The 25,708-nt window shown below is 64.9% G+C and carries 26 protein-coding genes and 1 pseudogene; 11 read left to right on the top strand and 16 right to left on the bottom strand.

What is annotated here, in order from left to right:
• Nucleotides 1-91 precede the first annotated feature (91 nt).
• Entirely contained in the window at nucleotides 92-1,213 is a 1,122-nt protein-coding gene (gene serC, locus AB0O58_RS10330) for a phosphoserine transaminase (protein WP_094650599.1), read from the bottom strand.
• Between the two features lie 69 nt (nucleotides 1,214-1,282).
• Nucleotides 1,283-2,401, bottom strand: coding sequence for a citrate synthase 2 (locus AB0O58_RS10325; protein ID WP_027495921.1), 1,119 nt, complete (start codon nucleotides 2,399-2,401; stop codon nucleotides 1,283-1,285).
• Nucleotides 2,402-2,535: 134 nt separating this feature from the next.
• Between AB0O58_RS10325 and pdxH the strand changes: the two genes are divergently transcribed.
• The 5 genes from pdxH to AB0O58_RS10300 all read left to right on the top strand — a co-directional run bounded on the left by pdxH (nucleotide 2,536) and on the right by AB0O58_RS10300 (nucleotide 7,731).
• On the top strand, nucleotides 2,536-3,153 hold the full coding sequence (pdxH, locus tag AB0O58_RS10320) for a pyridoxamine 5'-phosphate oxidase (RefSeq protein WP_206498865.1): 618 nt from the start codon (nucleotides 2,536-2,538) through the stop codon (nucleotides 3,151-3,153).
• 5 nt (nucleotides 3,154-3,158) lie between these two features.
• Nucleotides 3,159-4,481, top strand: a complete 1,323-nt coding sequence (locus tag AB0O58_RS10315; RefSeq protein WP_052053171.1) for an MFS transporter — start codon at nucleotides 3,159-3,161, stop codon at nucleotides 4,479-4,481.
• The gene (locus AB0O58_RS10310; protein WP_032385849.1) at nucleotides 4,465-5,394 is read left to right on the top strand and encodes an aldose 1-epimerase family protein; all 930 of its coding nucleotides are present in this window, start codon (nucleotides 4,465-4,467) and stop codon (nucleotides 5,392-5,394) included. The genes AB0O58_RS10315 and AB0O58_RS10310 overlap by 17 nt, the downstream gene beginning before the upstream one ends.
• Complete coding sequence (locus AB0O58_RS10305) at nucleotides 5,391-6,362, top strand: carbohydrate kinase (protein ID WP_366238162.1); 972 nt, start codon at nucleotides 5,391-5,393, stop codon at nucleotides 6,360-6,362. Before AB0O58_RS10310 ends, AB0O58_RS10305 begins: the two co-directional genes overlap by 4 nt.
• 70 nt (nucleotides 6,363-6,432) lie before the next feature.
• On the top strand, nucleotides 6,433-7,731 hold the full coding sequence (locus AB0O58_RS10300) for a citrate synthase (protein WP_027495925.1): 1,299 nt from the start codon (nucleotides 6,433-6,435) through the stop codon (nucleotides 7,729-7,731).
• A 198-nt stretch (nucleotides 7,732-7,929) separates the two neighbouring features.
• On the opposite strand, the gene AB0O58_RS10295 is transcribed toward AB0O58_RS10300, so the two are convergent.
• Entirely contained in the window at nucleotides 7,930-8,547 is a 618-nt protein-coding gene (locus AB0O58_RS10295; RefSeq protein ID WP_032372949.1) for a TetR/AcrR family transcriptional regulator, read from the bottom strand.
• Between the two features lie 38 nt (nucleotides 8,548-8,585).
• On the opposite strand from AB0O58_RS10295, the gene AB0O58_RS10290 reads away from it, so the two are divergent.
• Nucleotides 8,586-9,422 carry an alpha/beta hydrolase gene (locus AB0O58_RS10290; protein WP_366238161.1) on the top strand — a complete coding sequence of 279 codons (837 nt, stop codon included), beginning with the start codon at nucleotides 8,586-8,588 and terminating at the stop codon, nucleotides 9,420-9,422.
• A 61-nt stretch (nucleotides 9,423-9,483) separates the two neighbouring features.
• Here AB0O58_RS10290 and AB0O58_RS10285 read toward each other — a convergent pair whose 3' ends face one another.
• The gene (locus tag AB0O58_RS10285; RefSeq protein WP_027495928.1) at nucleotides 9,484-10,284 is read right to left on the bottom strand and encodes a carbon-nitrogen hydrolase family protein; all 801 of its coding nucleotides are present in this window, start codon (nucleotides 10,282-10,284) and stop codon (nucleotides 9,484-9,486) included.
• 46 nt (nucleotides 10,285-10,330) lie between these two features.
• Here AB0O58_RS10285 and AB0O58_RS10280 point away from each other — a divergent pair, with 46 nt between their 5' ends.
• The gene (locus AB0O58_RS10280) at nucleotides 10,331-10,972 is read left to right on the top strand and encodes a GntR family transcriptional regulator (RefSeq protein ID WP_032365894.1); all 642 of its coding nucleotides are present in this window, start codon (nucleotides 10,331-10,333) and stop codon (nucleotides 10,970-10,972) included.
• Here AB0O58_RS10280 and AB0O58_RS10275 read toward each other — a convergent pair.
• Nucleotides 10,944-12,293, bottom strand: coding sequence for an MFS transporter (locus AB0O58_RS10275; protein ID WP_032372947.1), 1,350 nt, complete (start codon nucleotides 12,291-12,293; stop codon nucleotides 10,944-10,946). The two genes, AB0O58_RS10280 and AB0O58_RS10275, sit on opposite strands and share 29 nt — an antisense overlap.
• 130 nt (nucleotides 12,294-12,423) lie before the next feature.
• On the opposite strand from AB0O58_RS10275, the gene AB0O58_RS10270 reads away from it, so the two are divergent.
• On the top strand, nucleotides 12,424-13,098 hold the full coding sequence (locus AB0O58_RS10270; RefSeq protein ID WP_094666158.1) for a DUF2848 domain-containing protein: 675 nt from the start codon (nucleotides 12,424-12,426) through the stop codon (nucleotides 13,096-13,098).
• 84 nt (nucleotides 13,099-13,182) lie between these two features.
• Nucleotides 13,183-13,542 (top strand): FKBP-type peptidyl-prolyl cis-trans isomerase, encoded by a 360-nt coding sequence (locus tag AB0O58_RS10265; RefSeq protein WP_027495932.1) that lies wholly within the window; start codon nucleotides 13,183-13,185, stop codon nucleotides 13,540-13,542.
• 11 nt (nucleotides 13,543-13,553) lie between these two features.
• Here AB0O58_RS10265 and AB0O58_RS10260 read toward each other — a convergent pair whose 3' ends face one another.
• The 3 genes from AB0O58_RS10260 to AB0O58_RS10250 are packed head-to-tail and all read right to left on the bottom strand — an operon-like array spanning nucleotide 13,554 to nucleotide 15,796.
• Nucleotides 13,554-14,855, bottom strand: a complete 1,302-nt coding sequence (locus AB0O58_RS10260) for a HAMP domain-containing sensor histidine kinase (protein ID WP_027495933.1) — start codon at nucleotides 14,853-14,855, stop codon at nucleotides 13,554-13,556.
• Entirely contained in the window at nucleotides 14,852-15,580 is a 729-nt protein-coding gene (locus AB0O58_RS10255) for a response regulator transcription factor (RefSeq protein ID WP_032388603.1), read from the bottom strand. The genes AB0O58_RS10260 and AB0O58_RS10255 overlap by 4 nt, the downstream gene beginning before the upstream one ends.
• 9 nt (nucleotides 15,581-15,589) lie before the next feature.
• Nucleotides 15,590-15,796: a hypothetical protein gene (locus AB0O58_RS10250; protein WP_032365896.1), complete on the bottom strand. Its 207-nt coding sequence runs from the start codon at nucleotides 15,794-15,796 to the stop codon at nucleotides 15,590-15,592.
• A 151-nt stretch (nucleotides 15,797-15,947) separates the two neighbouring features.
• Here AB0O58_RS10250 and AB0O58_RS10245 point away from each other — a divergent pair, with 151 nt between their 5' ends.
• Entirely contained in the window at nucleotides 15,948-17,276 is a 1,329-nt protein-coding gene (locus tag AB0O58_RS10245) for a deoxyribodipyrimidine photo-lyase (protein ID WP_206498746.1), read from the top strand.
• Between the two features lie 6 nt (nucleotides 17,277-17,282).
• On the opposite strand, the gene AB0O58_RS10240 is transcribed toward AB0O58_RS10245, so the two are convergent.
• Both AB0O58_RS10240 and AB0O58_RS10235 read right to left on the bottom strand, forming a co-directional pair.
• Nucleotides 17,283-18,185: a DMT family transporter gene (locus AB0O58_RS10240; RefSeq protein ID WP_032372942.1), complete on the bottom strand. Its 903-nt coding sequence runs from the start codon at nucleotides 18,183-18,185 to the stop codon at nucleotides 17,283-17,285.
• 70 nt (nucleotides 18,186-18,255) lie between these two features.
• A complete protein-coding gene (locus AB0O58_RS10235; protein WP_206498747.1) occupies nucleotides 18,256-20,112 on the bottom strand; it encodes a propionyl-CoA synthetase in 1,857 nt (618 codons plus the stop codon).
• A 192-nt stretch (nucleotides 20,113-20,304) separates the two neighbouring features.
• On the opposite strand from AB0O58_RS10235, the pseudogene AB0O58_RS10230 reads away from it, so the two are divergent.
• Nucleotides 20,305-20,460, top strand: a pseudogene (locus tag AB0O58_RS10230) (diaminopimelate decarboxylase); the annotation flags it as partial.
• A gap of 294 nt (nucleotides 20,461-20,754) precedes the next feature.
• Here AB0O58_RS10230 and AB0O58_RS10225 read toward each other — a convergent pair.
• The 6 genes from AB0O58_RS10225 to AB0O58_RS10200 all read right to left on the bottom strand — a co-directional run bounded on the left by AB0O58_RS10225 (nucleotide 20,755) and on the right by AB0O58_RS10200 (nucleotide 25,708).
• Nucleotides 20,755-22,248 (bottom strand): carboxyl transferase domain-containing protein, encoded by a 1,494-nt coding sequence (locus AB0O58_RS10225; RefSeq protein WP_206498748.1) that lies wholly within the window; start codon nucleotides 22,246-22,248, stop codon nucleotides 20,755-20,757.
• Between the two features lie 10 nt (nucleotides 22,249-22,258).
• Entirely contained in the window at nucleotides 22,259-23,458 is a 1,200-nt protein-coding gene (locus AB0O58_RS10220) for an ABC transporter permease (protein WP_206498749.1), read from the bottom strand.
• Nucleotides 23,455-24,348 carry an ATP-binding cassette domain-containing protein gene (locus tag AB0O58_RS10215; RefSeq protein WP_032381681.1) on the bottom strand — a complete coding sequence of 298 codons (894 nt, stop codon included), beginning with the start codon at nucleotides 24,346-24,348 and terminating at the stop codon, nucleotides 23,455-23,457. Before AB0O58_RS10215 ends, AB0O58_RS10220 begins: the two co-directional genes overlap by 4 nt.
• Before the next feature lie 16 nt (nucleotides 24,349-24,364).
• Nucleotides 24,365-24,919, bottom strand: coding sequence for a hypothetical protein (locus tag AB0O58_RS10210; protein WP_366238160.1), 555 nt, complete (start codon nucleotides 24,917-24,919; stop codon nucleotides 24,365-24,367).
• Nucleotides 24,916-25,188 carry a helix-turn-helix transcriptional regulator gene (locus AB0O58_RS10205; RefSeq protein ID WP_032365905.1) on the bottom strand — a complete coding sequence of 91 codons (273 nt, stop codon included), beginning with the start codon at nucleotides 25,186-25,188 and terminating at the stop codon, nucleotides 24,916-24,918. The genes AB0O58_RS10210 and AB0O58_RS10205 overlap by 4 nt, the downstream gene beginning before the upstream one ends.
• 64 nt (nucleotides 25,189-25,252) lie before the next feature.
• Nucleotides 25,253-25,708 (bottom strand): MarR family winged helix-turn-helix transcriptional regulator, encoded by a 456-nt coding sequence (locus tag AB0O58_RS10200; protein WP_288124379.1) that lies wholly within the window; start codon nucleotides 25,706-25,708, stop codon nucleotides 25,253-25,255.

Below are 25,708 nucleotides of genomic sequence, written 5' to 3'. Positions count from 1 at the left end.
TGTCGGTGCAGTTGTGGTAACCACACCGATACCGGAGGTCCTCACCTATCTGTCGCTGCCACGCCGTCCACAACGTCCCTGCTCATTACAACTAGCTCAGCGTGGAGACGACCCAGTCGATGCTCTTGGTCAGTGCGGTGATGTCGTCCGGCTCGATGGCCGGGAACATTCCGACACGCAGCTGGTTGCGACCGAGCTTGCGGTACGGCTCGGTGTCGACGACGCCGTTGGCGCGCAGGATCTTCGCAACCTGGGCTGCGTCGACCTTCTCGTCGAAATCGATGGTTCCGACGACCTGGCTGCGGTGATCCGGGTTCGTCACGAACGGCGTTGCGAAGTCACTGTTCTCGGCCCAGTCGTACAAGCGTGAGGACGAGTCCGCAGTCCGCTTCGTGGCCCAATCCAGGCCGCCCTTGCTGTTGAGCCACTCGATCTGGTCTGCGAAGAGCAGAAGCGTCGCCACTGCGGGGGTGTTGTAGGTCTGGTCCTTGCTGCTGTTGTCGACGGCGATCGGCAACGACAGGAAGTCCGGAACCCACCGGCCACTGGAGGCGATCTCGTCGACGCGGGCGAGAGCGGCCGGGCTCATCAGCGCGACCCACAGGCCGCCGTCGGCGGCGAAGCATTTCTGCGGAGCGAAGTAGTAGACGTCGGAATCGGCGACGTTCACCGGCAGTCCGCCGGCACCGGAGGTGGCGTCGATCGCGATGAGGGCGTTCTCCGAGCCGGCCGGACGGCTGACCGGGATGGCCACGCCCGTCGAGGTCTCGTTGTGGGCCCAACCGATGAGGTCCACGGACGGATCCGACGTGGGCTCGGGCGCGCTGCCGGGCTCTGCCTTGACGACGATCGGATCGCCGATGAACGGGTTGTTCTTGGCCACCGAGGCGAACTTCGAGCTGAACTCACCGTTGGTCAGGTGCAGCGACTTCTCCCGGATGAGGCCGAACGCAGCGGCATCCCAGAACGCGGTGGTACCACCGTTGCCGAGCACGACCTCGTAGCCCTCGGGGAGCGAGAACAGGTCTTTCAGACCACTGCGTACACGTCCGACGACGTCCTTGACGGGCTTCTGGCGGTGGCTGGTGCCGAACACGGACGCACCGACGTCGACCAGGGACTGCAGCTGCTCGGGGCGAACCTTGGACGGGCCGCAACCGAAGCGTCCGTCGGCGGGAAGAAGATCGGCGGGAATGATCGGCAAATCGGCCATGGAGTAGCGCGTCCTAGCGTCGATGGAATATGGCCTCCACAGGCTAGTCGGGTGTCATGACACCGTCGACTACCGGATCAGGTCCCAGCCGTCGACGGAGTCGGGGGTGCGCGGTTCGGGGCCGGTGTAGAGGGCTGCCGGGCGCACCAACTTGCCCAGGCGTTTCTGCTCGAGAATGTGGGCGCACCAGCCGGCGGTACGCCCGCAGGTGAACATTGCGGGCATCATGTGCGCGGGTACCTCGGCGAAGTCGAGGATCACGGCGGCCCAGAACTCGACGTTGGTCTCGATGGCACGATCGGGGCGGCGTTCGCGCAGTTCCGTCAACGCGGCTTGTTCGAGCGCGGCGGCAACCTCGTAGCGCGGAGCGTTCAGGCGCTTGGCGGTGGCGCGCAGGACGCGGGCTCGGGGGTCCTCGGCGCGGTAGACGCGGTGCCCGAAGCCCATGAGCTTTTCCTTGCGGTCGAGGATTCCGGTGATCAGCGCGCGGGCGTCGCCGGTCTTCTCGACTTCTTCGATCATGGGCAGTACGCGGGCCGGCGCGCCGCCGTGCAGTGGGCCGGACATCGCGCCGATGGCTCCGGAGAGACATGCTGCGACGTCGGCTCCGGTGGAGGCGATGACTCGGGCGGTGAACGTCGACGCATTCATGCCGTGTTCGGCGGCGGAGACCCAGTAGGCGTCGATGGCGGCGACGTGGGCGGGGTCGGGCTCGCCCTTCCAGCGGACCATGAAGCGCTCGGTCACGGTGGCCGCCTGATCGATGCGGCTCTGGGGCACAGCGGGCTGGTAGATGCCGCGAGCGGACTGCGCGACGTAGGACAGCGCCATCACCGAGGCGCGGGCCAGGTTGTCGCGGGCGGTGCTGTCGTCGATGTCGAGTACCGGCTGATACCCCCAGATCGGAGCGAGCATCGCCAGGCCTGCTTGCACGTCGACGCGGACGTCACCGGTGTGGATGGGCAGGGGGAACGGCTCGGCCGGTGGCAGGCCGCGGCCGAATTCCCCGTCGACCAACAGCGCCCACACATCGCCGAAGGTGACGCCCTGTGCAACCAGTTCCTCGATGTCGACTCCGCGGTAACGCAGTGCGCCGCCGTCCTTGTCGGGCTCGGCGATGTCGGAGGTGAAGGCGACCACACCTTCGAGACCGGGAACGAAATCTTCGGGAACGTGTTGAACAGCCATGGTCTGTGGACTCCCTCGTCGCGACTGCGCCCGGCTCTGCGCCGCATCCGGGCGTGCTTGCGGAAACCATAGCGAGCTTTTACGCGGGAGTAGCGTCTGGGTTCGTGTCTGCAGACGAACAGCGCCTGGCCACCATGCGAGTGGACTACGGCGAGCCCAAGGATCTCGACGTCGACGCCCTGAGCGACGGCTGGTTGCCACTGGCCCGGCAGTGGCTCTCGGACGCCGTTGCCGCGAATCTGCCCGAGCCCAACGCGATCGTGCTCGGCACGGTCGACGCTGCCGGTAGGCCCGCGACCCGCACCGTCCTGTGCAAGGACCTCGACGCCGAGGGCGTGGTGTTCTACACCAACTACGACTCGGACAAGGGCCGCGCATTGGCGTCGACGCCGTACGCGTCCATCACCTTTCCGTGGATCGGCATCGCCCGTCAGCTCACCGTCCGCGGACCGGTCACCAGAGTCGACCGCGACACCACCGAGGCGTACTGGCGGACGCGACCGCGCGGCTCGCAGCTGGGCGCATGGGCGTCGGAGCAATCGCGAACCGTCGTGTCTCGTGACGCTCTCGCCGCGCAACTGGCCGAGGTCACCGCGACGTTCGACGGGCGCGAGGTGCCGGTACCGCCGAATTGGGGCGGCGTCCGCGTCGAACCGGAGATCGTCGAATTCTGGCAGGGTCGAACCAGCCGGATGCACAACAGAATTCGAGTGATGCCGGCGAGCGGTGTGATCGAGCGACTGCAACCGTGAGCGGGCTGCGCGGCATCCTGGCCGACACGACCCCGCTGAAGACTCCCGCATATCGCCGCCTGTGGCTGGCGAACATCGTCACCGTCATCGGCGCGCAGCTTTCGATCGTCGCTGTGCCGCAACAGGTTTATCAGATCACCCTGAGCTCGGCCTACGTCGGCTTGACGGGCGTGTTCGCTCTGGTGCCCCTCATCGTGTTCGGGCTGTGGGGCGGGGCCCTGGCCGACGTGATGGACCGCCGAACCTTGTTGATGATCACCACGTTCGGCCTGATCGGAACGTCGGCACTGTTCTGGTTGCAGGCGTTCCTGCAACTGAACAACGTGTGGATCGTGTTGGTGCTGTTGGCAGTTCAGCAGGCCTTCTTCGCCGTCAATCAGCCGACCCGCAGTGCGATACTGCCGCGAATCCTGCCCGCGGGGCAGTTGCCCGCCGCGAACTCTCTGAACATGACGGTGATGAACTTCGGTGCCATCGCCGGTCCGCTCAGTGCAGGCATCCTCATCTACTACATCGGACTGGAGACGCTCTACCTGATCGACACCATCGCACTGTTCGCCACGCTGTGGGCGGTGATCAGGCTGCCGGGCATTCCGCCGGCCAAGTCCGGTCAACGCGCCGGATTACGTTCGGTGTTCGAGGGTTTCGCGTACCTCGCTACCCAGAAGGTGCTGCTGGCGTCGTTCGTCGTCGACATCATCGCCATGGTGTTCGGGATGCCTCGGGCGCTGTTCCCGCAGATCGCCCACGACAGTTTCGGGGACCCGGCCTCGGGTGGGCCGGTGCTGGGCATGCTGTTCGCGGCGATGTCCGCGGGAGCGGTGCTCGGTGGAGTGTTCTCCGGTTGGCTACCGCGCGTGCGGCGTCAAGGCCTTGCGGTGTTGATCTGCATCGTCGTCTGGGGCGTGGCGATGATCGGATTCGGGCTCGCCGTCGGTGCGGCGACCGACGGAGCGACGACGGTTGCCCTGTGGTTCGCACTGGCGTTTCTGGCGCTCGGTGGCGGTGCCGACATGATCTCGGCGGCGTTCCGCAGCACGATGCTGCAGACGGTGGCGACCGACGAGATGCGCGGCCGACTGCAAGGCGTCTTCATCGTCGTCGTCGCGGGAGGGCCCCGGATCGGCGATGTTCTGCACGGCGCGGCAGCGGCCTCGGTGGGGACGGCCGCGGCCGCCGCAGGAGGTGGTGTGCTGGTGGTCATCGGTGTCTCGATCGCAGCCCTCGCGCTACCGGCATTCATTCGCTACCGGGTCGGCGCAATCGTCGGTAGCAAGACGGTGGACGACACCGTCGTGGACAATGGCTCGCATGGCTCCCACAGCTGAGGCGCAGACGTATTCGTTGACGAGCGGCAAGTATCGCGCCGACGTCGCTGCTGTCGGAGCGGGCCTGCGGGTCCTCGAGTACGACGGCTCACCGCTCACCGAAACGTGGGAGGCGGGCACCAAGCCGCCGCTGTCGGCGGGACTGGTGTTGGCCCCGTGGCCCAATCGAACGGCCGACGGAACGTTCACGTTCGAAGGCGTCGAACATCGGTTGGAGATCACCGAACCGGCCCGCAACAACGCGAGCCACGGTTTCGTCCGACGGGTGGAGTGGACTCTCGACGAGCACACCGAGTCTCGCGTCGAGCAGAGCGTGGACATCGGCACGCACGAGGGTTGGCCGTTCTCGTTGCGATTGACGGTGGCACACGAGCTGTCCGACGACGGTCTGACGGTGACCGCGTCGGCGACGAACACGGGCGAATCGGCTGCGCCGTACGGAATGGGATTCCATACCTACGTGCGTGTGGGGGACGTACCCCTCGACGAATGCACGCTCGAACTGTCCGCGGGTACGCGGCTGCCGCTCGATCCGGTACGCAATCTGCCCGTAGGGCTTTCGGTGCCGACGGCCGATACCGAGTACGACTTTCGGCAGCCTCGGAACCTCGAGGGCGTGCAGCTCGACACCCCGTTCAGTGCCTCGGTGCCGGATGTAGACGGACGCGCGAAGCACACACTGCGTGGCCCCGACGGCACCGCGACGGTGCTGTGGACCGACAGCAACTTCGGGTGGGTGCAGGTGTTCACCGCCGATCCCGCCAACGATCAGGCGTACCCGGACCGGGGACGTGCGTTGGCGATCGAACCGATGACCTGCCCGCCCGACGCGTTGAATTCCGAGATCGATCTGATCGTGCTCGACCCGGGGCAAACCTGGTCCGGCAGCTGGGGAATGGAGTACGAGAAGTGACGATTCTGGTGTGCGGCGAAGCATTGGTGGATCTGGTGCCGGTGCACGAGGGGCCGCTGCTCTCACCGAAACTCGGCGGCGGGCCGTTCAACGTCGCCATCTCGATCGGCCGGTTGGGGTCGCCGGTTGCCTATCTCTCCCGCATCTCTCGCGACTCGTTCGGCGAGCAGATCCTGGCGAGTCTGCGCGATGCCGGTGTCGACATCTCGTCGGTGCAGCGCGGTGACGAGCCGACGACGTTGGCGATGACGACCCTCGCCGAGGACGGCAGCGCCGAGTACTCGTTCTACGCCGATGGCACGGCCGATCGACTCGTCGCCGATCCCGGTGATCTGCCCGACGAGATCAGCGTTCTGTCCTTCGGCACGTTGTCGTTGCTGTACGAGCCCGGCGCGTCGGTGTACGCCGAATTGCTGCATCGAGCTCGGGCGGCGGGCAAGCTGACGATGCTCGACCCCAACATTCGCCCGGCCGCCATCGACAGCACCAGCGGCGACATCACCGCCGACGGATTTCGCGACCGCTTTCGCTCGTGGTTGCCGAGCATCGACATTCTCAAGGTGTCCGAGGACGACTCGTACTGGCTGGGGCTGGGCACGCAGGGCACCACCGTCGACGACTGGCTCGCCGCTGGTGTGACCGCGGTGGTGATGACCCGCGGCGGGGACGGTATCTCGGTGTTCACCGCGTCCGGGGAGACGACGGCCACGGGAGTGACAGCAGCCGAGGAGGTGTCGGTACCGGGCGTGGCCGTCGACGTCGTCGACACGATCGGCGCTGGTGACACCGTGCACGGCGCACTGTTGAGCTACCTGGAAAAAGAGACCATTATCACATCGAAAGCGGTACAGGAGATGACCGGGGAGGATTGGCGGCAAGCTCTTTCGTTCGCTGCCACGGCAGCCGCGATCACGGTTTCACGACCCGGTGCCGACCCTCCCTGGGCGTCCGAGGCACCGAGAGACTAGTTTCACTAGCGACGTTAGAACTGTCCGTTTTAAGTACGTGTCCGTTACACGAGTTCGAGAGGGACCATTCGTGCCCGCTGAGAATGATGCCAAAGCCACCCTCACCTACCCCGGTGGCGAATATTCCATGTCGATTGCCGAGGCCAGTGAAGGCAACAACGGTATCGAGCTGGGAAAGCTGCTGGCGACCACCGGCTACACGACGCTGGACGGCGGGTTCGTCAACACCGCGTCCACCAAGTCGGCCATCACGTACATCGACGGTGACGCGGGGATCCTGCGCTACCGCGGTTACCCGATCGAACAGCTTGCGGGCAAGTCGTCGTTCATCGAGGTCAGCTACCTGTTGATCTACGGGGAGCTGCCGTCCGAGGACGAGCTCGAGACGTTCACCGACCGCATCCGTCGCCACACGTTGCTGCACGAGGACCTCAAGCGTTTCTTCGACGGCTTCCCGCGCAACGCCCACCCGATGCCGGTGCTGTCGAGCGCGGTCAACGCACTGTCGGCGTACTACCAGGATTCGCTCGAGCCGAACGATCCCGAGCAGGTCGAGCTCTCCACCATCCGTCTGCTGGCCAAGCTGCCGACCATCGCGGCTTACGCCTACAAGAAGTCGGTCGGTCAGCCGTTCCTCTACCCGGACAACTCGAAGAGCCTGGTCGAGAACTTCCTGCGCATGACGTTCGGCTTCCCCGCCGAGCCGTACGAGGTCGATCCCGAGATCGTCAAAGCACTCGACATGCTGCTCATCCTGCACGCCGACCACGAGCAGAACTGCTCGACGTCGACGGTCCGCCTCGTCGGATCCTCGCAGGCCAACCTCTTCACCTCGATCTCCGGCGGCATCAACGCGCTGTGGGGCCCGCTGCACGGCGGTGCCAACCAGGCCGTGCTCGAGATGCTCGACAAGATCAAGGCCGAGGGCGGCGACGCCACCGACTTCCTGCGTCGAGTGAAGAACAAGGAAGACGGCGTCAAGCTCATGGGCTTCGGACACCGGGTGTACAAGAACTTCGATCCGCGCGCGACGCTGGTCAAGGAAACCGCACACACGATCCTGGGCAAGCTGGGCAACGGCGACGAACTGCTCGAGATTGCACTCAAGCTCGAAGAGACCGCGCTCACCGACGACTACTTCGTCGAGCGCAAGCTGTACCCCAACGTCGACTTCTACACCGGCCTGATCTACCGCGCGATGGGCTTCCCGCCGCGCATGTTCACGGTGTTGTTCGCGATGGGCCGTCTCCCGGGCTGGATCGCGCACTGGCGCGAGCAGAACGAGGACACCACGGGCAAGATCGGCCGTCCGCGCCAGATCTACACCGGCTACACCGAGCGCGACTACCAGGACGTCAGCTCCCGCTAGTTCTTGCTGCACGACAACGCCGCCGACTCCCTCGGGAGCCGGCGGCGTTGTCGTTGTCGGCCTGCGTATCCCGCCGAGTTCGCAGTTACGCAGGCGATATGGGCTGTTTCGTCGACACAACTGCGAACTCGGCGCGTGACGGGGCTTGGTGTCCCGGCGAACTCGAAGTTATGGACGAGATTCGGCCGGAATTCGTCCCTAACTTCGAGTTCGCGGCCGCAATTCTGTCCGAGCGTGTGCGATGAACCACTGCTCCCATTGCTCGGAGGTCCATCCGCGCTCGCGGGTCAATCTCAGCCACACCGAGCGAGCCGTGAGCAACCACATGGCGTCGACGACGATGTCCGGCGGAGGACCGTCGAGAATCAGCCCTGCTGCCCAACGGTTCTCGTCCCATCGCGTTTTCTCTCGGACCGAGAGCCGCTGCGCAGCAACTGGATCCACTACTGCGGCCTCGTCCAGCACGTGTTGTATGGCCGCGGATCGCTCATGTGCCCCGCGGAGCCACGCCGCGCCGGCGACGAGTCGTTCCTCGAACGTTCCGGTGCCCATCTTCTCGTAGTCCGGCAACTGGCGGACGGGCGAGTCCAGGCCGTTCGAGAGCGCACTGTCGATGCATCCGTCCAGTAACGCGAGCTTGCCGTCGAATTGTTGGTAGACGGTCTGCCGGGTCAGACCGGCCTCCGACGCGACGTTGGCCATGGTGGTGGCGACCCATCCTCGACTCAAGAACATCGCATGTGCGGCGTCGATCACTGCGGCGCGGTTGAGTCGAGCGCGCTCGGTGCGCAGGTCCGACGAGTAAGTCCTGGCCATGAGATGCAGTCTAGACATAATTGAGATTACGCTGTGTAATGTTAAATATGAACGAATACCACTTTCCTACTCGACTCGGTCGGTTACACGTCCGAGTGACGGGCACGGGACCGCCGGTTGTGCTGTGGCACAGCATGTTCGTCGACTCCTCGAGCTGGGATCGCGTCCTGTCGGAGCTGGCTGCAACTCGGACTGTGCACCTGGTCGACGCCCCATCCTGTGGTTCGAGCGACCCGTTGAGCGAAGCCGCCGATATCTCGGCGTGTGCCGATGCCGCTGTCGAACTACTCGAAGAGATGCAGCGCCGATGGGGATTCGGCAGCGTCGATTGGGTCGGAAATGCCTGGGGTGGTCATGTCGGTATGGAGGTAGCCGCGCGACGACCGGATCTGATCTCGACCCTCGTTGCGATCAGTGCGCCGACGCATCCCATCGACGAGGCGTTGCGTCGCAAGGTCCGCATGCTGCTGCCGCTGTATCGCCTTGTCGGGCTTCGTGGCCCGGTGCGATCGGCCATCGAGGAAACCATTTTCACCGATCATTCCCGAGCTCACGACCCCGAGGCGGTGCAGTTGCTGCGCGACACAATCGGGCGGGCGGGCCGTCGGGCGACCATCCTGGCCATCAAAACGGCGATTCTGAATCGAACGGACTTGAATTGGGCTGCACAGGCCTTGACGTGTCCGACGCTGTTCGTCACCACCGACGATCGTGGTGAATGGACGCCGGAGGAGGCCCGCGCCGTGGTCGCCACGATGGTCGATGCGCGCGAGGCCACCGTCAGCGGCGCGCGGGTGATACCGGCGTTGGAGCAGCCGGATCGATTGGCCGAGGTGGTCGACGAGTTCTGGTCCAGGCGCGCAGATCCTCGCTGAACTCGAGGTTATGGACGGATTTGGGCCAGAATTCGTCCATAACTTCGAGTTCGCGGCGCGCTCAGGCGTCGAAGTGCTTGCGGTTCTTCAGCACTGGCAGGTTCTTGCGCACGGCGTCGACCAGCTCGGTATGGATGTCGATCGTCAGCATGCCGGGTGTCGCGTCGAGTTGGCCGAGGATCTCGCCGGTGGGGGAGCAGACGATGCTGTGGCCGACGCCCAGTGGGGCATTGCCTTCGGCGGCAGCAGGTTCGGCTTGATCGCAGGCCGCGATGAAAGTGGTCGAGTCCAGGGCGCGTGCGCGGGCGAGCAGGGTCCACTGCTCCACTTTGCCGTCACCCGATCCCCAGGACGCCGGTACCACGACGAGTTCGGCACCGAGGTCCCCGAGTTTCTGGAACAGGGCAGGGAAGCGAATGTCGTAGCAGGTCGCGAAGCCGACGCGGACTCCCGCGATGTCGAGCACGAGCGGGTCGGAACCCGGTGCGACGGTATCGGATTCGGCGAATCCGAACGCGTCGAACAGATGAATCTTGTCGTAGCTCGCCTCGACGCCCGGGCCGGTGACGAGCAGTGTGTTGGTCACTCTGTCGTCGGGCGCGGGAGTGAACATTCCGGCGACGACGGTGATGCCGGCGTCGGACGCGATCCGACGAACGGTCTGTGCCCATTCGCCGTCCAGTGGCTGCGCGAACTTTCGGATGGGTCCGCCGAAGCAGCGCATCATCGCCTCCGGGAACACGACGAGGTCCGAGCCTGCGTGCGCCGCGGCGCGGGTGTGGGTCTCGATGAGTTCGAGGTTCTCGGTGGGGTTTTCGCCACTGGTGATCTGGGCCAGGCTGATGCGGATAGTCGAGCTCACGGTGTGACTCCTGGTTTCGTCGGGGGAAGACAGGTATACATATCGTATGCAACCACTGTCGGGGAGGGACAAGGCGTACCAGTTCGTCCGTGATCAGGTGTTGTCGTCACCGGCCGCCACCGGCACTTTTCTGAACGAACAGGAACTTGCGACTCGAATCGGCGTATCGCGCACGCCGGTCCGTGAGGCGTTGCTGATGCTGCAGTCCGAGGGTCTGGTCGAGATGGTGCCCAAGCGCGGTGCTCATGTGCCGGCGATGTCCGGACGGCAGATCGCCGAATTGATGGATCTGCGAGGCGTTCTGGAACGGCACGCGGCGTCGCGGGCGCTGCGTGCCGGTGACGCTCCGATCGCGGCGATGCAGCATGCGTTGCATCAGCAGGAGCTGCTGATGAATTCCGACAGCACCGACGCTCCCAAGGAATTCATCGACTGGGACGGGACGTTCCATCAGAGTTTGATCGATTCGGCGGGCAGTGATCTGCTCTCGCGCACGTATGCCGGTTTGCGGGCGCGTCAGCTCCGAGTGGGCTTGAGTGCGTTGTTCACCGCCGCCAACCGGCAACACCGAGTGTGCGCCGAGCACCAGGCCATCATCGACGCACTGAGTGCCGGCGACGAGGGCCTGGTGCACGAGAAGATCGACGCTCACCTCGAGGTCACGCTTCAGACTCTGTTGCGCGCGTAGCATTTTCGTGCTGCTGGCCCAGCAGCACGTAGTGCTCGTCCTCGGTGGGGTCCGGGTTGCGTCCGAGGGCGAGGCCGACGAGTGTCACGGCGCCGACAACGACGATGTACCCGGCGATCGGCACCCAGCTGTCCGTCTTGTCCAACAGGTAGACGAAGATCAGCGGAGCCATCGCACCACCGAAGACACCGGCGATCGTGTACGCCAACGAGCTGCCGGTCGAGCGCAATCGAACGCTGAACTGCTCGGTGACGAATGCTGCCTGTGGCCCGTACATGAACGAGTGGAACGCCAGGCCCACCACCACACCCAGGATCAGCAGCGGTAGCGATCCTCCGCCGATGACGAGGAAGAAGATCGCACTCCACGCGACACCGCCCACGGCTGCGACGCCGTAGACGAGGCGTCGGTTGATGCGGTCGGACACTGCTCCGGCGAGCGGGATCAGGCCGAGTTGGCATGCCGACCCGATCAGAATGGCGGTCAGTACCTCACTGCGCTCGAAGCCCAACTTCTGTGTGCCGTAGGTGATCGAGAAGACGGTGAACAGTGCGTAGATGACGTCCGGCGCGACACGAGACATGATGCCTGCCACCAGGGGTCGCAGTTCGGTCTTGAACACTTCGCTGATCGGTGCCTCGGAACGTTCGCCGCTTTCCTGCAGCGCCTTGAACACCGGGGTGTCCTCGAGCTTCAACCGGATCCACAGACCGAATCCGACGAGTACCGCGGAGAACAGGAACGCCACGCGCCATCCCCAGGACTCGAACTGCTGGTCGGTCAATGTCAGCGTCAGAACGGCAAGTGCACCGTTGGCGAGCAGGTTGCCCGCGGGTGGTCCGATCTGTGCTGCGGAAGACCAGAATCCGCGTTTGCGGGGATCGCCGTATTCGCTCGACAGGAGAACGGCTCCGCCCCATTCGCCGCCGACGGCAACGCCCTGACAGAAGCGCATCGTGACGAGAATGATCGGTGCCGCGATGCCGATGGAGTCGTATCCGGGGATCAGACCGATGGCGAAGGTCGTGACGCCGATCAACATCAGGGTGATGACGAGGAGCTGTTTTCGTCCGATGACGTCGCCGAGCCGGCCGAAGACGAACCCTCCGACCGGACGGGCGACGTACCCGACCGCGTATGTCGAGAAAGCCAGCAGAGTCCCGGTCAGTGGGTCGCTGTCCGGGAAGAAGACCAGCGGAAGCACCAGAGCTGCGGCGGCCGAGTAGACCGCGAAGTCGTACCACTCCAATGCCGTTCCGGTGAGGCTGGCCGCAAAGGCCTTGGCCAGGCCTTTTCTATCTACCGAAACAGGTTCGGTCATGACGACTCCTTCGTGTGCCTGGGATCACTCTATCCGTTGTACGTGCTCCATACTTGCTGTATACAAGACGTATGCGCAAGCCTTTGTGCGCATCGGAAACAGAAAATTTACGAGGAGAGGGTCCTTACTGATGCTCACATTCACGCTGCCCGACGGCACCTCCGAATCGGTCGAGGTGAACGCGTTGCTCAACGCCGGGTACGCCGGACGCAACCAGGAGGAGGTGGCGTCGCACATCGCGGAGCTGGCCGAACTGGGCGTTCCGGCTCCGACGGTGACCCCGGCGCTGTATCCCATTTCGCCGTACCTGGCGCAGCAGACGGACGCCGTTGCCGTCCAGCACGGCCGTACGTCGGGCGAGGCCGAGTGGGCGCTGGTGATCCTGGGCGACACGATCGACGACGTGCTGCTGACGGTCGCCTGCGATCACACCGACCGTGACCTGGAGGTGCACAGTGTCGCGTGGAGCAAGAACGCGGCTCCCGATGTGCTCGGCACCGGCGCGTGGCGTCTGTCGGAGGTCGCCGATCGGCTGGACGAGATCACCTTGACCGCGTGGGCGGACGGCGTCGCAATTCAGACCGGAACACTCGGTGATCTTCTCGCTCCGCACTACTGGCTCGACGTGCTCGCCGACCGTGGACTGTTCACCCGTGGAACCGTGTTGATCTCCGGCACCATCTCGATGCACCCCGGTGTGAACCAGTTCGCCGACACCTGGAAGGTCGAGATGGCCGACCCCGCAACCGGCAATACGCTGACCTGCGAATACAAGACGATGTTGATGCCAGCTCCGATCGGCTGACCGTGACGACGTAAAATCGGTGCCGACCATGCCCAGAACACCGCAGTCGGCGTCGGCGGGCCGGCACAACCGCAGGAGACTTCAGTGACGAAGCCAGTGATCGAATTTCAAGCCGGACCGGCACCGTTGGATCTGGTGACGGTCGACCTCGTCGAAGGTGACGGCGCAGAGGCAGTACCGGGCGGAAACGTAGAGGTGCACTACGTCGGCGTCGAGTTCGACACCGGCGAGGAGTTCGACTCGTCCTGGAACCGCGGCGAGTCCATCCAGTTCCCGCTCCGAGGCCTCATTCAGGGCTGGCAGGACGGCATCCCCGGGATGAAGGTCGGCGGACGCCGCCAGCTCACCATCCCGCCGGAGCTCGCATACGGCCCCGCCGGCGCAGGTCACCGTCTGTCCGGCAAGACGCTCGTCTTCGTCATCGATCTGCTCGACGTCAAGTAGCAGATCTCTCGTCAGCGGTCCTGTAGCTCGAGCACCAATCGGGCACCCCCGAGGGGGCTGTCTGCCAGATATGCGCGGCCACCGTGCAATTCGGCCTGCTGGGCCACCAGCGCGAGACCGAGGCCGGAGCCGCCCTTCGCGGCTCCGGCTCCACGCTCGAAGCGTCCGAACACCGACTCGCGTTCGTCCACCGGAACGCCGGATCCGTTGTCGTCGATCAGGATTCGGACCAGCGCGTCCGCGCGCTCGACGCGAATGACGACGGTGCTCGCCCCGCCGTGCCGGACGGCGTTGCCGATCGCGTTGTCCACCGCGAGTCGAACTCCGGTGGGGAGTGCGCGAATCGTGATCTCGCACTCCGGTTCCGACTCCACCCGAACGTCCAGACCCGGGTGCTGACGCTGCGCGTCCTGCGCGGCGACGTCGCAGATGTCGATGATGTCGGTCTCGACCCGGTCGCCCTCGCTGGACAATTCACCCGATGCCAATCGTTCGAGCGCGGTCAGGGTCGTCTCGACTCGGCCCTGAGTGCGTTCGAGGTCGGTCAGGATTTCCTGTTGCTGCGCGCGCTCGAGATCGAGGGTGCGCAACACTTCGATGTCGGTACGCATCGCAGTCAACGGGGTGCGCAGCTCGTGGGCCGACACGGCCGCAAAATCGCGTGCCGTGTCCAGGGCGGCATTGGTGCGTTCCTGTGCCTCGTTCAGTCGGGTGAGCATGCCCCCGATCGCGACCGCGAGCTCGTCGGCCTCGGTGACTCCGGTTCGGGTCTGCGGCGCCGACGGAGGCTGAGCGCTGACCTGCCGCGTCAGCGTCACCAGCGGTCTGACGGCACGTCCTCCGAACAGCCAACCCAGGCCCGTCGACACGGCGACCGCAGCCAGCCCCAGCAGGATCACCTGTCTCTGTTGCTCGTCGGTCACCTGCTGCGCCTCGATGGCCGGGACACCGATGGAGATGGACACGGACGAGACCACGGTCGAGGTCGCGGTGTAGACCCGAAACCGCTGACCGTCCACATCCACTGTCTGAGAACCGGTGTCGAGGGCCGGCAACCGCGTAGGAGTCGAGGCGACGACGATGTCTCCGCTGCGAATGGTGACAGCGAACGCTCCGGACAGCTGATCGATGAAGGCTTCCAGCGTCGACGAGTTCGGGACCAGCACCTGCGATGCCGTCGTCAGACGCTCGTCGAGCTGGTTGACGTTGTTGCGGGAAATGGCCACCGACGTCACCACGGCCAGGGCCGCCACGACAAGGGTGGCACCGAGGGCCGTCGCCGCCGCGACCCGGGCGCGAAGCGAGAAACTCATACCGACTCCCGCACGACGAAGCCCACACCGCGGACGGTGTGCAGGATGCGCGGCGAGCCGTCGCTCTCGAGTTTGCGGCGTAGATAGCCGACGAACACGTCGACGACGTTGGTGTCGGCGACGAAGTCGTAGCCCCAGACCAATTCGAGGAGTCGCTCACGCGTCAGTACGACGCCCTTGTTGCGAGCAAGAATGGCCAGCAACTCGAACTCGCGCTTCGTGAGATCGATGTCGACGCCGCCGCGGTGCACTCGGTACCCCGCGATATCGACAACCAAAGTGCCCACGGCGACAGCCGAATTGGGGATACCGGGATCGACTGCGGGAATGACCGGACTGGTGCCGCGCCGTCGGAGCATGGCCCGGATGCGGGCCACCAGCTCGGCGAGCACGAACGGTTTGGTGAGGTAGTCGTCGGCACCGGATTCGAGACCGGCGATGCGATCGTCCACGGAGCTGCGGGCACTGAGAACACAGATCGGAATGTCGTTCCCCATGGCGCGCAACGCAGTCACGACGCTTGCGCCGTCGAGCACCGGCATGTTGATGTCGAGCACGATCGCATCGGGCGAGGTGCGCGACACGACGCCGAGCGCCTCGGCCCCGTCCGACGCCGTGATGACCGTGAAGCCGGACAGGCGCAGGCCGCGCTGCAGCGACGACAACACATCGGTGTCATCGTCGACGACGAGGACGGTGGCGGGGGTGCTCGGCGATTCGGTCACCTCCCAATGCTAGGCAACCCAGCTGTCTACGGTGGTACGCCGCTCCTCGGGCGTCTTGGCGAAGAATTCCTCGAGGGCCGTGCGGCGATCGACGTCGGCGTCGAGGGTCCAGGCGAGGGCGGGTGCCTTGGCATAGAGCTGCTCGTAGTACTTCTCGAACGTGCAGGTGCTCTCGACGAGGGAGAGGGCACCGGGGAAGGGGCGGATGTTCGTCATGATGTTCTCTCCTCTGCTCGCGGCTGATCGGCGTATTTCCCAAGGTAGGGGGCGATGTTGCGGCGTCGGTGAGCATGGATTGGCGATTCTCTGAGAATCCCCGAAACAGCGATGGGGGTTGCTCGTAGCCGGGTTGGGTAAGACTGACGGCATGTCGCTCGTTTGGTTTCGCCGTGATCTCCGACTGGGGGATCTGCCCACCCTCACCGCCGCTGCCGAGTCCGGGGATCCGGTACTGGGGCTCTTCGTACTGGACGACCGATTGCTGAAGCCCTCCGGCGGTCCGCGCAAGGACTTCCTGTTCCGGTCGCTCGAGGCACTGGACGAGCAGCTCGACGGCAGGCTGATGGTGGTGCACGGCGACCCCGAGACGGTGGTGCCGAAGGTGGCGAAGGCGATCGACGCCGACGAGGTCCACATCAGCGCCGATTACGGTCCGTACGGCCGGTCGCGGGACCAGCGCGTCGGCGAGAAGGTGACGCTGGTCGAGACCGGTTCGCCGTATGCCGTTGCGCCCGGACGGATCACCAAGAACGACGGTGAGCCGTACAAGGTGTTCACGCCGTACTCACGGCAGTGGATGGAACACGGTTGGCGCGGACCGGCCGATACGTCCGCGAAAACCGTGACGTGGATCGACCCCGACCACGTGAAAGGCGTGAAGAGGGCGAAAGTTCCGAGCGAGAACGAGACCTCCGACGCCGATGCAGGCGAGCAAGCCGCACGGGCGCAGTGGAAGGATTTTCTAGACGACGTCTCGAAGTACGACGACGAACGCAACCGCCCCGACCTCGATTCGACGAGCCGGATGTCGGTGCATCTGAAGTACGGCACCATTCATCCGCGAACCATGCTGGCCGACCTGGGCAAGCTCCGCAACGAGGGTGCCGCTGCGTATCGGAGGCAGATCTGCTGGCGAGACTTCTACGCCGACATCCTGTTTCAGCGCCCCGACAGTGCGCGCGAGAACTACGTCAAGAAGTTCGACAAGATCGAACTGGACTCGGGCAAGCACGCCGACGAGCTGTTCGAGGCCTGGTGTAAGGGCGAGACCGGCTTTCCGATCGTCGATGCCGGTATGCGGCAATTGAACTCGGAGAAGTGGATGCACAACCGAGTCCGTATGATCGTCGCGTCGTTCCTCGTCAAAGACCTGCACCTGCCGTGGTGGCGAGGTGCCCGCTATTTCATGCAGCATCTCGTCGACGGCGATCTGGCCAACAATCAGCACGGCTGGCAGTGGACCGCGGGCACCGGTACCGACGCCTCGCCGTACTTTCGAGTGTTCAACCCGATCACCCAAGGTGAGAAATTCGATCCGACGGGCGATTACGTACGGCGCTGGGTGCCGGAGCTACGCGGTGAGGAGGGAAAAGCCGTGCACACGTTGAAGTTCGGCCGACCCAAGGAGTACGTGGATCCGATCGTCGACCACAAGCACGAGCGTGAGGTTGCTATCGCTCGGTTCAAGGCCCTGTGACGGCTGCTATCTCCTGCGGGACAATCCGACACCCACGAGGCAGATGACACCGCCGACGACGGCGAGAATGTGCGGTATCTCGCCGAGCAACAACCAGGCCAGAGTGATGGTGATCGGCGGCACCGCATACGTGGTGATGCCGAGCTTGCCTGCGTTCATGCGCGTCAGCGCATAGGCCCAGGTGCTGAACGCCAGCGCGGTGGGAACCAGGCCGAGGTAGAGCAGTCCGCCGGTGGCTCCGGCCGAGGCGGTGGACAGGTCGTCGAGCAGAGCAGGCGCGAACGGGAGTGTGCAGACCGCCCCGATGGTGCAGGCCATCCAGGTGACCTGCAGGCCGGGGACCGTGCGCAGTACCGGCTTCTGGCTGAGTACTCCGATCGCATAGGTCACTGCGGATACGAGACACAGTGCGATGCCGAGGAAGTCGGCGTCCGTCCTGGTGGTCGAGGTGGTGGTGACGGCGGTGACGACGCCGACCATGACGGCACCGGCGAACGCGATACCGGCACCGATCACCAACCACTTCGGAAAGCCCTCGCCCAGAAGCAGACCGGCGAACAGCGCCACCAGGATGGGGCCGATCTGAATGATCATCGACGTCGTTCCGGCGTCGACACGTTGCTCGGCGGCGTTGAGGGCGACGTTGTAGACGCCGAACCAGAACACGCCGACGCTGGCGATCTGTAACCACTGCGTGCGGTTCGGCTTGACCCACTGTCTCCTGACCAGCACGATCGCGCCGAGGGCGCACGATCCGATGAGGAGCCGGCCCAGAGCGAGTGGGCCGGCACCGAACGACTCGCCGACGCCGCGGATGGCGACGAAGGCCGAGGCCCACGAGATCACCGTGACGGTGACCGCACCGAGTGCGAGCCAGTCGACGGCGGGGCGGGTGTCGAGATCTGTCATGCCGAGGACGCTATCGTGCGGGAGTGCCCCATGGCGCGCGGGTTTCGGCCATGGTTGCTTCGGTTTCCGCCTATCTGCCGAGTAGCTTCTCCAGTGCATCGAGGACTGCGGGATCCTCAATGGTCGACGGCACGCCGTATTCCTCGCCTGCGACGATCTGACGCATCGTCTTCCGCAGGATCTTGCCCGATCGGGTCTTCGGCAGCGCTCCGACGATCGTCACGTCGCGGAACGTTGCGAGCGCACCGATCTGATCGCGAACCATGGCCACCAATTCGGTGCGCAGCTGTTCCTCGGTGATGTTCTCGCCGGCCTTGAGCACTACATAGCCGCTGGGACGCTGTCCTTTGAGGTCGTCGTGAATACCGATGACGGCGCACTCGGCGACGGCCGGATGGCCGGCGAGTACCGCCTCCATCGATCCGGTGGACAGACGGTGTCCGGCGACGTTGATGACGTCGTCGCTGCGACCGAGTACGTAGACGTACCCGTCGGCGTCGATGTAACCGGAGTCGCCGGTGAGGTAGTAACCGGGGAAAGTATCGAGATACGAACGCTGGAAACGTGATTCGTCGTTCCACAGTCCGACCAGTGCACCGGGCGGCAGTGGCAGCTGCACGACGATGTTGCCCTCCGAGCCTGCGTCCACGGGATTACCGGACGCGTCGAGGATACCGACCTGAAATCCCGGTACCGGCACGGTCGGCGATCCGGGTTTGATCGGAAGTGGTTCCAGCCCGCGAAGGTTGGCGCAGATGGCCCACCCGGTCTCGGTCTGCCACCAATGGTCGACGACGGGTCGATCGAGGGTGCGTGAAATCCACTCGTACGTATCGGGATCGAGGCGTTCACCGGCGACGAACAGTGTCTCGAGCGAGGACGTGTCGTATTTCTCGAGCTCGGCGGCGTGCGGATCGACCTTGCGAATGGCGCGTAGCGCGGTCGGTGCGGTGAACAGGGCCCGCACACCGTGGTCCTGAATCACCCGCCAGAACGCGCCTGCATCGGGAGTCCCGACAGGCTTGCCCTCGTAGAGAACCGTTGTGGCACCGGCGAACAGCGGGCCGTAGACGATGTACGAGTGTCCCACCACCCACCCGACGTCGGAGGCCGTCCACATCACCTGACCGGCATTCACGTCGTAGATGTTGCGCATCGACCACGTCAACGCGACGGCATGACCGCCGTTGTCGCGCACCACGCCCTTGGGCTTGCCCGTCGTACCAGACGTGTAGAGGATGTACAGCGGATCCGTCGCCGCCATCGAAACCGGTTGTGCGGCGGATGCGTCGGCGATGAGGGTGTCCCAATCCAGCCACTCGTGTTCGCCGGGAATGCCCTCTCGTGATTTTACGATCACGGCCGGTGTGTTCGCGGTCGTGAGCGTCAGGGCGCGCTGCACCAAGGGGAGGTATTCGATGACGCGACCCGGCTCGAACCCACCGCTCGCGGTGATCAGCAGCACCGGCTCGGCGTCGTCGATTCTCGCTGCGAGCTCCTTGGCCGCGAAGCCGCCGAACACCACCGAATGCACCGCGCCGAGCCGTGCGCACGCGAGCATCGCGATGACGGCCTCGGGAATCATCGGCAGATAGATGACCACGCGGTCGCCCGGTCCGACGCCCTGCGCGCGCAGCACCCCGGCGAAGCGCGCGACCTGGTCGAGAAGTTCGGCGTAGGTGTAGCTCCGGGTGAGCCCGAGCATCGCCGAGTCGTAGATCAGTGCGGTCCGATCCCCGTGGCCGGCGTCGACGTGCCGATCCAGGGCGTTGACGCACGTGTTGAGACGGGCTCCGGGAAACCACTGCGAACCGTCGAACGCCGTGGTGGGAGGGGTGTCCCAGTCGACTCCCGACGCGGCCGCCAGCCAGAAATCCTCGCGGTTCTCGATGCTGCTGTCGAATGCCTGCCGATACTCGCCACTCATGTCTGCGAGCGTAGTTCGAGGTGGGGTGGTCCGGGCCGGGTTGCGCACTACCGGCGACGACCGGCGGAATCCCGTCGACCGGCGGTCGTTGTGTGCACTGGTGCCCACACGCCGTCAAGATTCACGGCCGAGGCGTCAAGATTGCGTCAACACCCCTGTTCGACGCCACCGCCCGGCGCAAGACTTCTTCTCATGACTCTTGTGGACATTCTTCCGTCTCTCGGTGCCGCCTATGTGTCGCGGTGCGATCCAGCGCTCTGGCCAGAGGACACTCACTGTGTGTGCGGCCGCATCACCGTCGACGGCGTCGCGCTCGAGGATGTGGCCGATGCCGAGGGCACTCCGGTGCAGTGGGGTCGGATTCTGATCACTCGCGTGCGGTCGGTCATCGCCGGCGAGGTGGGCGTCGATGCGGAGTTCGGTGATCTTCAGCAGGCAGTAGTGGTCAACCGGCACTCGGTGGGCCCGGTGGTCAAGGTCGACGTGCACGGTCCGGGGCGCAGTTGCGTCAGTCCGGTCGAGTTGCCAGCCGACCTGCGTGCGGGCGACGTAGTAGCGCTCGTGACCTCGCACGTGCACGGCGGAGCCTGCGGTCGTTCCGCAGGCTCCACTCCGGTCTCGTAGCAGGGGTCGAGTTTCCACTCACAAGGCGACCCCGAGAGTGCGGTAGCGGCCGAGTCTCGCACTCGTCCGAGCTGCCGCTTCGAGGGTCGACAGCTCGCGTAGTTCGCGGACAATGGCATCGGCGATGCGACCGGAGAACGCGGCCGGTTCGTCGGCTGCATCGGGGAGTTCGGGAACGATGGCGTCGACGATGCCGTCTCGCAGCAGATCGACCGACCGAATGCCCTGAGCCTCGGCCATGTCCGGTGCATGGGCGGTATCGCGGTGCACGATGGCACTGGCACCCTCGGGTGGAAGTGGTGCGAGCCAGGCATTCTGGGCACACAGGACGCGGTCGGCGGGCAGCAGTGCGAGTGCTCCGCCGCCGGTGCCCTGGCCCAGTAGTACCGACACCGTCGGGGTGTTCACGGTGACCAGGTCGGAGATCGACCGCGCGATCTCGGGAGCGAGACCACCCTCCTCGGCTTCCTTGGACAGTGCTGCGCCGAATGTGTCGATGACGAGTACCAGAGGTAGCCGGAGTTCCTCGGCCAGGCGCATGCCGCGGCGAGCTTCTCGTAGTGCGGCGGGTCCCATCGTTGCCGTGGCGGTGCTGCTGCTTCGGTCGTTGCCGAACAGCACGCAGGAGACACCGCGAATGCGGCACAGGGACAACAGGATCGAGGTGTCGGCCTCGCCCTGGCCGGTGCCGCTGAGCGGAACATGTTCGGCCGCAGCATGTTCGATGATCTGCCGAATCCCTGGACGATCGGCGCGGCGCGACGACTGCACCGAGTGCCAGGCCGATTGCTGGGGAATGCTCGTACGTTCGACTTCGGGAACGTCCGTCCACACGGATGCGTCGACGATCACTCGCAGCGTGCGGATCAGCAAGTGACGCAATTGCTCGACCGGCACCACACCGTCGATGACACCGTGCTGGTACAAATTCTCGGCGGTCTGGACGCCATCGGGAAATGGCTTGTCGTACAGGGCCTGATACACCCGCGGGCCGAGGAACCCGATGAGGGCCTCGGGTTCGGCGACGGTGACGTGGGCCAGTGAACCCCAGGATGCGAAAACGCCTCCCGTCGTCGGATTGCGGAGATACACCACATACGGCAGGTGCGCCGCTTTGTGTGCGGTGACGGCGGAGGCGATCTTGACCATCTGCACGAAGGCCAACGTTCCCTCCTGCATGCGCGTGCCGCCGGAGGTGGGGGAGGCAATGAGTGGCAGGCCCTCTGCAGTGGCGCGCTCGATTGCGGAGGTGATGCGCTCGGCCGCCGCGACGCCGATCGATCCGGCGAGAAACGCGAACTCGCAGGCAACGATTGCGACGCGTCGGCCGTCGATGGTGCCCTCGCCGGTCAACACCGATTCGTCGACGCCACTCTTCTCGCGAGCCTTGGCCAGATCCTTCAGATAGGACTCCCCAGGATGGACGTCCACGGGCGTGGAGTCCCACGACACGAACGATCCGCCGTCGAGAACGGAATCGAGAATCTCGGCGGCGGATGTCCGTGGGCTCATGGCGCGAACTCTATCGAGCGAATGCTTCCTTCCACGAGACGGTCTTGCCGATCCGAAGAATGGAGCGCTGATAGATCTTCGCTGCGCCCATCGCCAGGATCGCGGTGGTGATCACCATCAGGACTGCCGAACCGACGATCTGCACCGGCGAGGTCACGCCCGCGGCGATGCGCAGCGGCATCATGATCGCCGAGAACGGCGGGATCCAGCTCAGCGTGTTGGCGAGAGTGCTCTCCGGATCGCTGACGGAATAGAAGGCCGCGAAGAACATGGCCATGATCAGGATCAGCAGTGGCATGGTCGTCGAGTTCACGTCCTCCTGCCGCGAGACCATGGATCCGCCCGCTGCGTAGAGCACCGCGAAGAACGCGAAGCCGAGAATGAACCACGCGAGTGTGGCCGCGAAGACACTCACCGCGGCACCGGTGACGGTGAGTACGCCTGTGCCCAATCCTGCTCCCACACCGGCAATTCCGTACAGAGCGAGCTGCAGGATGCCGACCGCACCGATGCCCAGAATCTTGCCCCAGAGCAACTGCAGGGGGCGAACGGTGGAGAGCAGCAGTTCGACCACGCGCGAAGACTTTTCTTCGACGACGCCCATCGCGACGTACATGCCGAAGCCGATGATCTGTGCGTACAACAGGAACACGGCCGACAGGGCCAGGGCTGTCCGCTGACCGGCCTCGGGGTCGGGCGGATCGATCGCGTCGACGGTGACCGTCGCGGCACTCGTCGCTGCCCCGAGCTCGTTCTGGTCGACACCCTGTTGCGCCAGTGCAGCATTCGTGGCCTGCGTCGCGACACTGCCTTCGACGACGGCGCGCAACGTGCCGGTCAGATCGGACTCGGTGACGGCGGTGTACGCGCCCGCAGTGCCGTCGGGAACCAGCGCCACATCGAGATCCCCGGATTCGACGCCACTGCGCGCGGCCGCCGCGTCGGCAACGTCACGGACTTCGACGGGGCTACCGACGGCGTCGCCGGTCGCCTCCAATACCGTTGCAATGGACTGGTCCCCGGCGACGCCGATGACGTCGCGCTCTTCGTCACCGCTGCCGGAGAAGATCGAGAATGCGATGATGCCGCCGACGATGACGGCCAGGATGATCACGTTGCTGATGACGAAGCTCTTCTTCATCACCTGAACGGTGAACTCGCGCTTGGCTATCAAGGACACTGCGCTGAAGGAGTTCAGTTGGGAGCTCATGCCACTACCGCCTCTCGGAACAGGTCGCTCAGGGAAGGTTTCTGGATGGAGAATTCGTGTACCGGTCCGGTCGCGAGAGCGGCCCGCAGGACTTCTTGATCATCGGCTCCCGGTGCCAGCCCGAGAACGGTGACGCCGTCGCTGTGCCCGAGTGTGCTCACTCCGGCGATGCCCGACGCCCATCCGGGCGCAGCGTTCGGTGCGTGGACGTGCAGGTGCGAATCTCCCGATCCGCGTAGTTCGTCGACGGTACCGACGGCTTTCATCGAGCCTGCGGCGATGATGCCGACTCGGTCGCACAGGCGTTGCACCAGATCGAGTTGGTGGCTCGAGAACACCACCGGCACTCCGGCAGCGGCCTTTTCGCGCAGTACCTCGCTCATGACGTCGACGGCGATCGGGTCGAGGCCGGAGAACGGTTCGTCCAGCACGAGCACTGCGGGGTCGTGCACCAGCGCGGCTGCCAACTGCACGCGCTGCTGATTCCCCAGGCTCAGTGCGTCGACGGTGTCGTTCACTCGCTCGTCGATGCCGAGGCGTTCGGTCCAGCGAATCACTGCGGCTTTGGCATCCTTCGACGAGAGGCCGTGTAGCTCGGCCATGTACGCCAATTGCGGGCCGACCTTCATCTTCGGGTACAGCCCGCGTTCCTCCGGCATGTAACCGATGGTGCGGCGGACATCGAGGTCGACGGGCTTGCCGCCCAACAGAACCTGGCCGGAATCTGCCGACAGCACGCCCAGCGCGATGCGCATCGTGGTGGTCTTGCCCGCGCCGTTGCTGCCGACGAAGCCGAAGAGTTCGCCCGGCCGGACGTCGAAACTCAGGTTGTCGAGGGCGATCTTATCGCCGTATCTCTTGGAGACGGAGTCGATCGTGAGGGTGCTCATGGTGCCCTTTCGGTCGTTACTGCTGGTCGAACTCTTCGGTGTCTTCTGGTTCGGGGTCAGGGGTTATCCACGCGAGAATCATTGCGGGGGAGCAGATGCCGGTCATCAGTGCGGCGAGAGTCCATCCGCCACCTGCGTAGGCCAGGCGCGGCATCTCGTCGTTCGCCGTGGACAGGAAGATGGACGCGAACGCCGCCGCCATCACCAGGGTCTGCGTGACGGTGAGGCCGATGGATCGAGCTTCGTTGCGCTGCTGCACTTCCCACTCGTCGAGTGCTCCTACCGGTGCGTCTCCGTGCCGGCCCGAGACCGTCTGGAGAACAGTCCACACCGGTATGAACACCAGGGCGGCCGGTATCCATCCGATCGCGAACCACTTCGAGAACAGGCTGCCGATACTGACGACGAAAAATGCGAAGAGGAGTGCAGCCACAGCGACAACGAGGATTCGGCGTCGATGCTGGGTTCGCCAGGCGGGTAGCCAATGCCGTGTCTTGGCGTCGTTCTCGAGGAATCGCCGGGTGCGATACGCCTGATAGCGGGTGAGGATGTCGGAGCCGGGCGTGGTCATCGATCCTTTTCCTTTCGGAAGAGTTCGGCCGAGAGTGGTCCGAGTTCGGTGCGTGAGAACACCGCTTCGATCGGCAGATCGAAGACGTCGCAGATGCGCATCGCGAGGTCGAGGCTCGGGTAGTGGTCTCCTCGTTCGAGGGCACCCACTGTCTGGGGGTTGACTTCGACGAGTTCGGCCAGTTGCGCGCGGCTCATCTTTCGTTCTGCCCGCAGAACACCCACCCTGTTGTAGATCGGGAGCGCGGTACCGCGCTTGACGGGACTCATGACAATGAAGTGTTGTATAAACCCAACGATGTGTCAACCGTTAATAACAAAACTGCTGATTTGTCTACGGGGTCTGTTGCTCCCGAGCGTTGGCAACGATGGCGCGCATCGTCGACAGAAACTCGTCGATCGTCGCCCGCTGCTCTGGCGTGAAGCGGGCGAGCTCGTCGACGGCCTGGCCGATGACGGGGCCGAAGAACGTTGTCCCGAGTTCCGACGCGTGTGCAGTCACGCGCAGCAGTACTCGCCGGCGATCGGCTGGGTCCGCTTCGCGTGATACCAAATCTCGCTTGCTCATTCGATCGATCAGGGCCGTGACCGATGCGGATTCCAGGCCCAGCTGGGTTCCTAGCCAACCGGGCGTAGCGCGCGTTCCGGCTCGGTCCGCGTCGAGGAGACAGATCAGCGCCCGGATATCCGTCGGGTGGAGCGCGTGACGCTGGGCGAATTCTGCGCCCAGAAGATCGAGGTCGACCGTCAGTGCGCGTAGCTGATGGACGGTAGAGGCGGGCTCGGTCAT

Origin of the sequence: Rhodococcus sp. NPDC080181 (genome assembly GCF_040702225.1) — a bacterium.
Lineage (GTDB): Bacteria > Actinomycetota > Actinomycetes > Mycobacteriales > Mycobacteriaceae > Rhodococcoides > Rhodococcoides fascians.
Note: the sequence above shows the minus strand (reverse complement) of the source record. Positions and strands in the feature narration are given on the sequence as shown.

Coding starts and splice junctions, on each gene's coding strand:
- AB0O58_RS10250 (WP_032365896.1), bottom strand. CDS start 15,796: ATGACGAACATCCGCCCCTTCCCCGGTGCCCTCTCCCTCGTCGAGAGC.
- AB0O58_RS10270 (WP_094666158.1), top strand. CDS start 12,424: ATGCTCACATTCACGCTGCCCGACGGCACCTCCGAATCGGTCGAGGTG.
- AB0O58_RS10295 (WP_032372949.1), bottom strand. CDS start 8,547: ATGGCCAGGACTTACTCGTCGGACCTGCGCACCGAGCGCGCTCGACTC.
- AB0O58_RS10275 (WP_032372947.1), bottom strand. CDS start 12,293: ATGACCGAACCTGTTTCGGTAGATAGAAAAGGCCTGGCCAAGGCCTTT.
- AB0O58_RS10240 (WP_032372942.1), bottom strand. CDS start 18,185: ATGACAGATCTCGACACCCGCCCCGCCGTCGACTGGCTCGCACTCGGT.
- AB0O58_RS10220 (WP_206498749.1), bottom strand. CDS start 23,458: ATGAGCTCCCAACTGAACTCCTTCAGCGCAGTGTCCTTGATAGCCAAG.
- AB0O58_RS10200 (WP_288124379.1), bottom strand. CDS start 25,708: ATGACCGAGCCCGCCTCTACCGTCCATCAGCTACGCGCACTGACGGTC.
- pdxH (WP_206498865.1), top strand. CDS start 2,536: ATGCGAGTGGACTACGGCGAGCCCAAGGATCTCGACGTCGACGCCCTG.
- AB0O58_RS10325 (WP_027495921.1), bottom strand. CDS start 2,401: ATGGCTGTTCAACACGTTCCCGAAGATTTCGTTCCCGGTCTCGAAGGT.
- AB0O58_RS10210 (WP_366238160.1), bottom strand. CDS start 24,919: ATGACCACGCCCGGCTCCGACATCCTCACCCGCTATCAGGCGTATCGC.
- AB0O58_RS10205 (WP_032365905.1), bottom strand. CDS start 25,188: ATGAGTCCCGTCAAGCGCGGTACCGCGCTCCCGATCTACAACAGGGTG.
- AB0O58_RS10260 (WP_027495933.1), bottom strand. CDS start 14,855: ATGAGTTTCTCGCTTCGCGCCCGGGTCGCGGCGGCGACGGCCCTCGGT.
- AB0O58_RS10215 (WP_032381681.1), bottom strand. CDS start 24,348: ATGAGCACCCTCACGATCGACTCCGTCTCCAAGAGATACGGCGATAAG.
- AB0O58_RS10225 (WP_206498748.1), bottom strand. CDS start 22,248: ATGAGCCCACGGACATCCGCCGCCGAGATTCTCGATTCCGTTCTCGAC.
- AB0O58_RS10235 (WP_206498747.1), bottom strand. CDS start 20,112: ATGAGTGGCGAGTATCGGCAGGCATTCGACAGCAGCATCGAGAACCGC.
- serC (WP_094650599.1), bottom strand. CDS start 1,213: ATGGCCGATTTGCCGATCATTCCCGCCGATCTTCTTCCCGCCGACGGA.
- AB0O58_RS10245 (WP_206498746.1), top strand. CDS start 15,948: ATGTCGCTCGTTTGGTTTCGCCGTGATCTCCGACTGGGGGATCTGCCC.
- AB0O58_RS10310 (WP_032385849.1), top strand. CDS start 4,465: ATGGCTCCCACAGCTGAGGCGCAGACGTATTCGTTGACGAGCGGCAAG.
- AB0O58_RS10280 (WP_032365894.1), top strand. CDS start 10,331: ATGCAACCACTGTCGGGGAGGGACAAGGCGTACCAGTTCGTCCGTGAT.
- AB0O58_RS10290 (WP_366238161.1), top strand. CDS start 8,586: ATGTTAAATATGAACGAATACCACTTTCCTACTCGACTCGGTCGGTTA.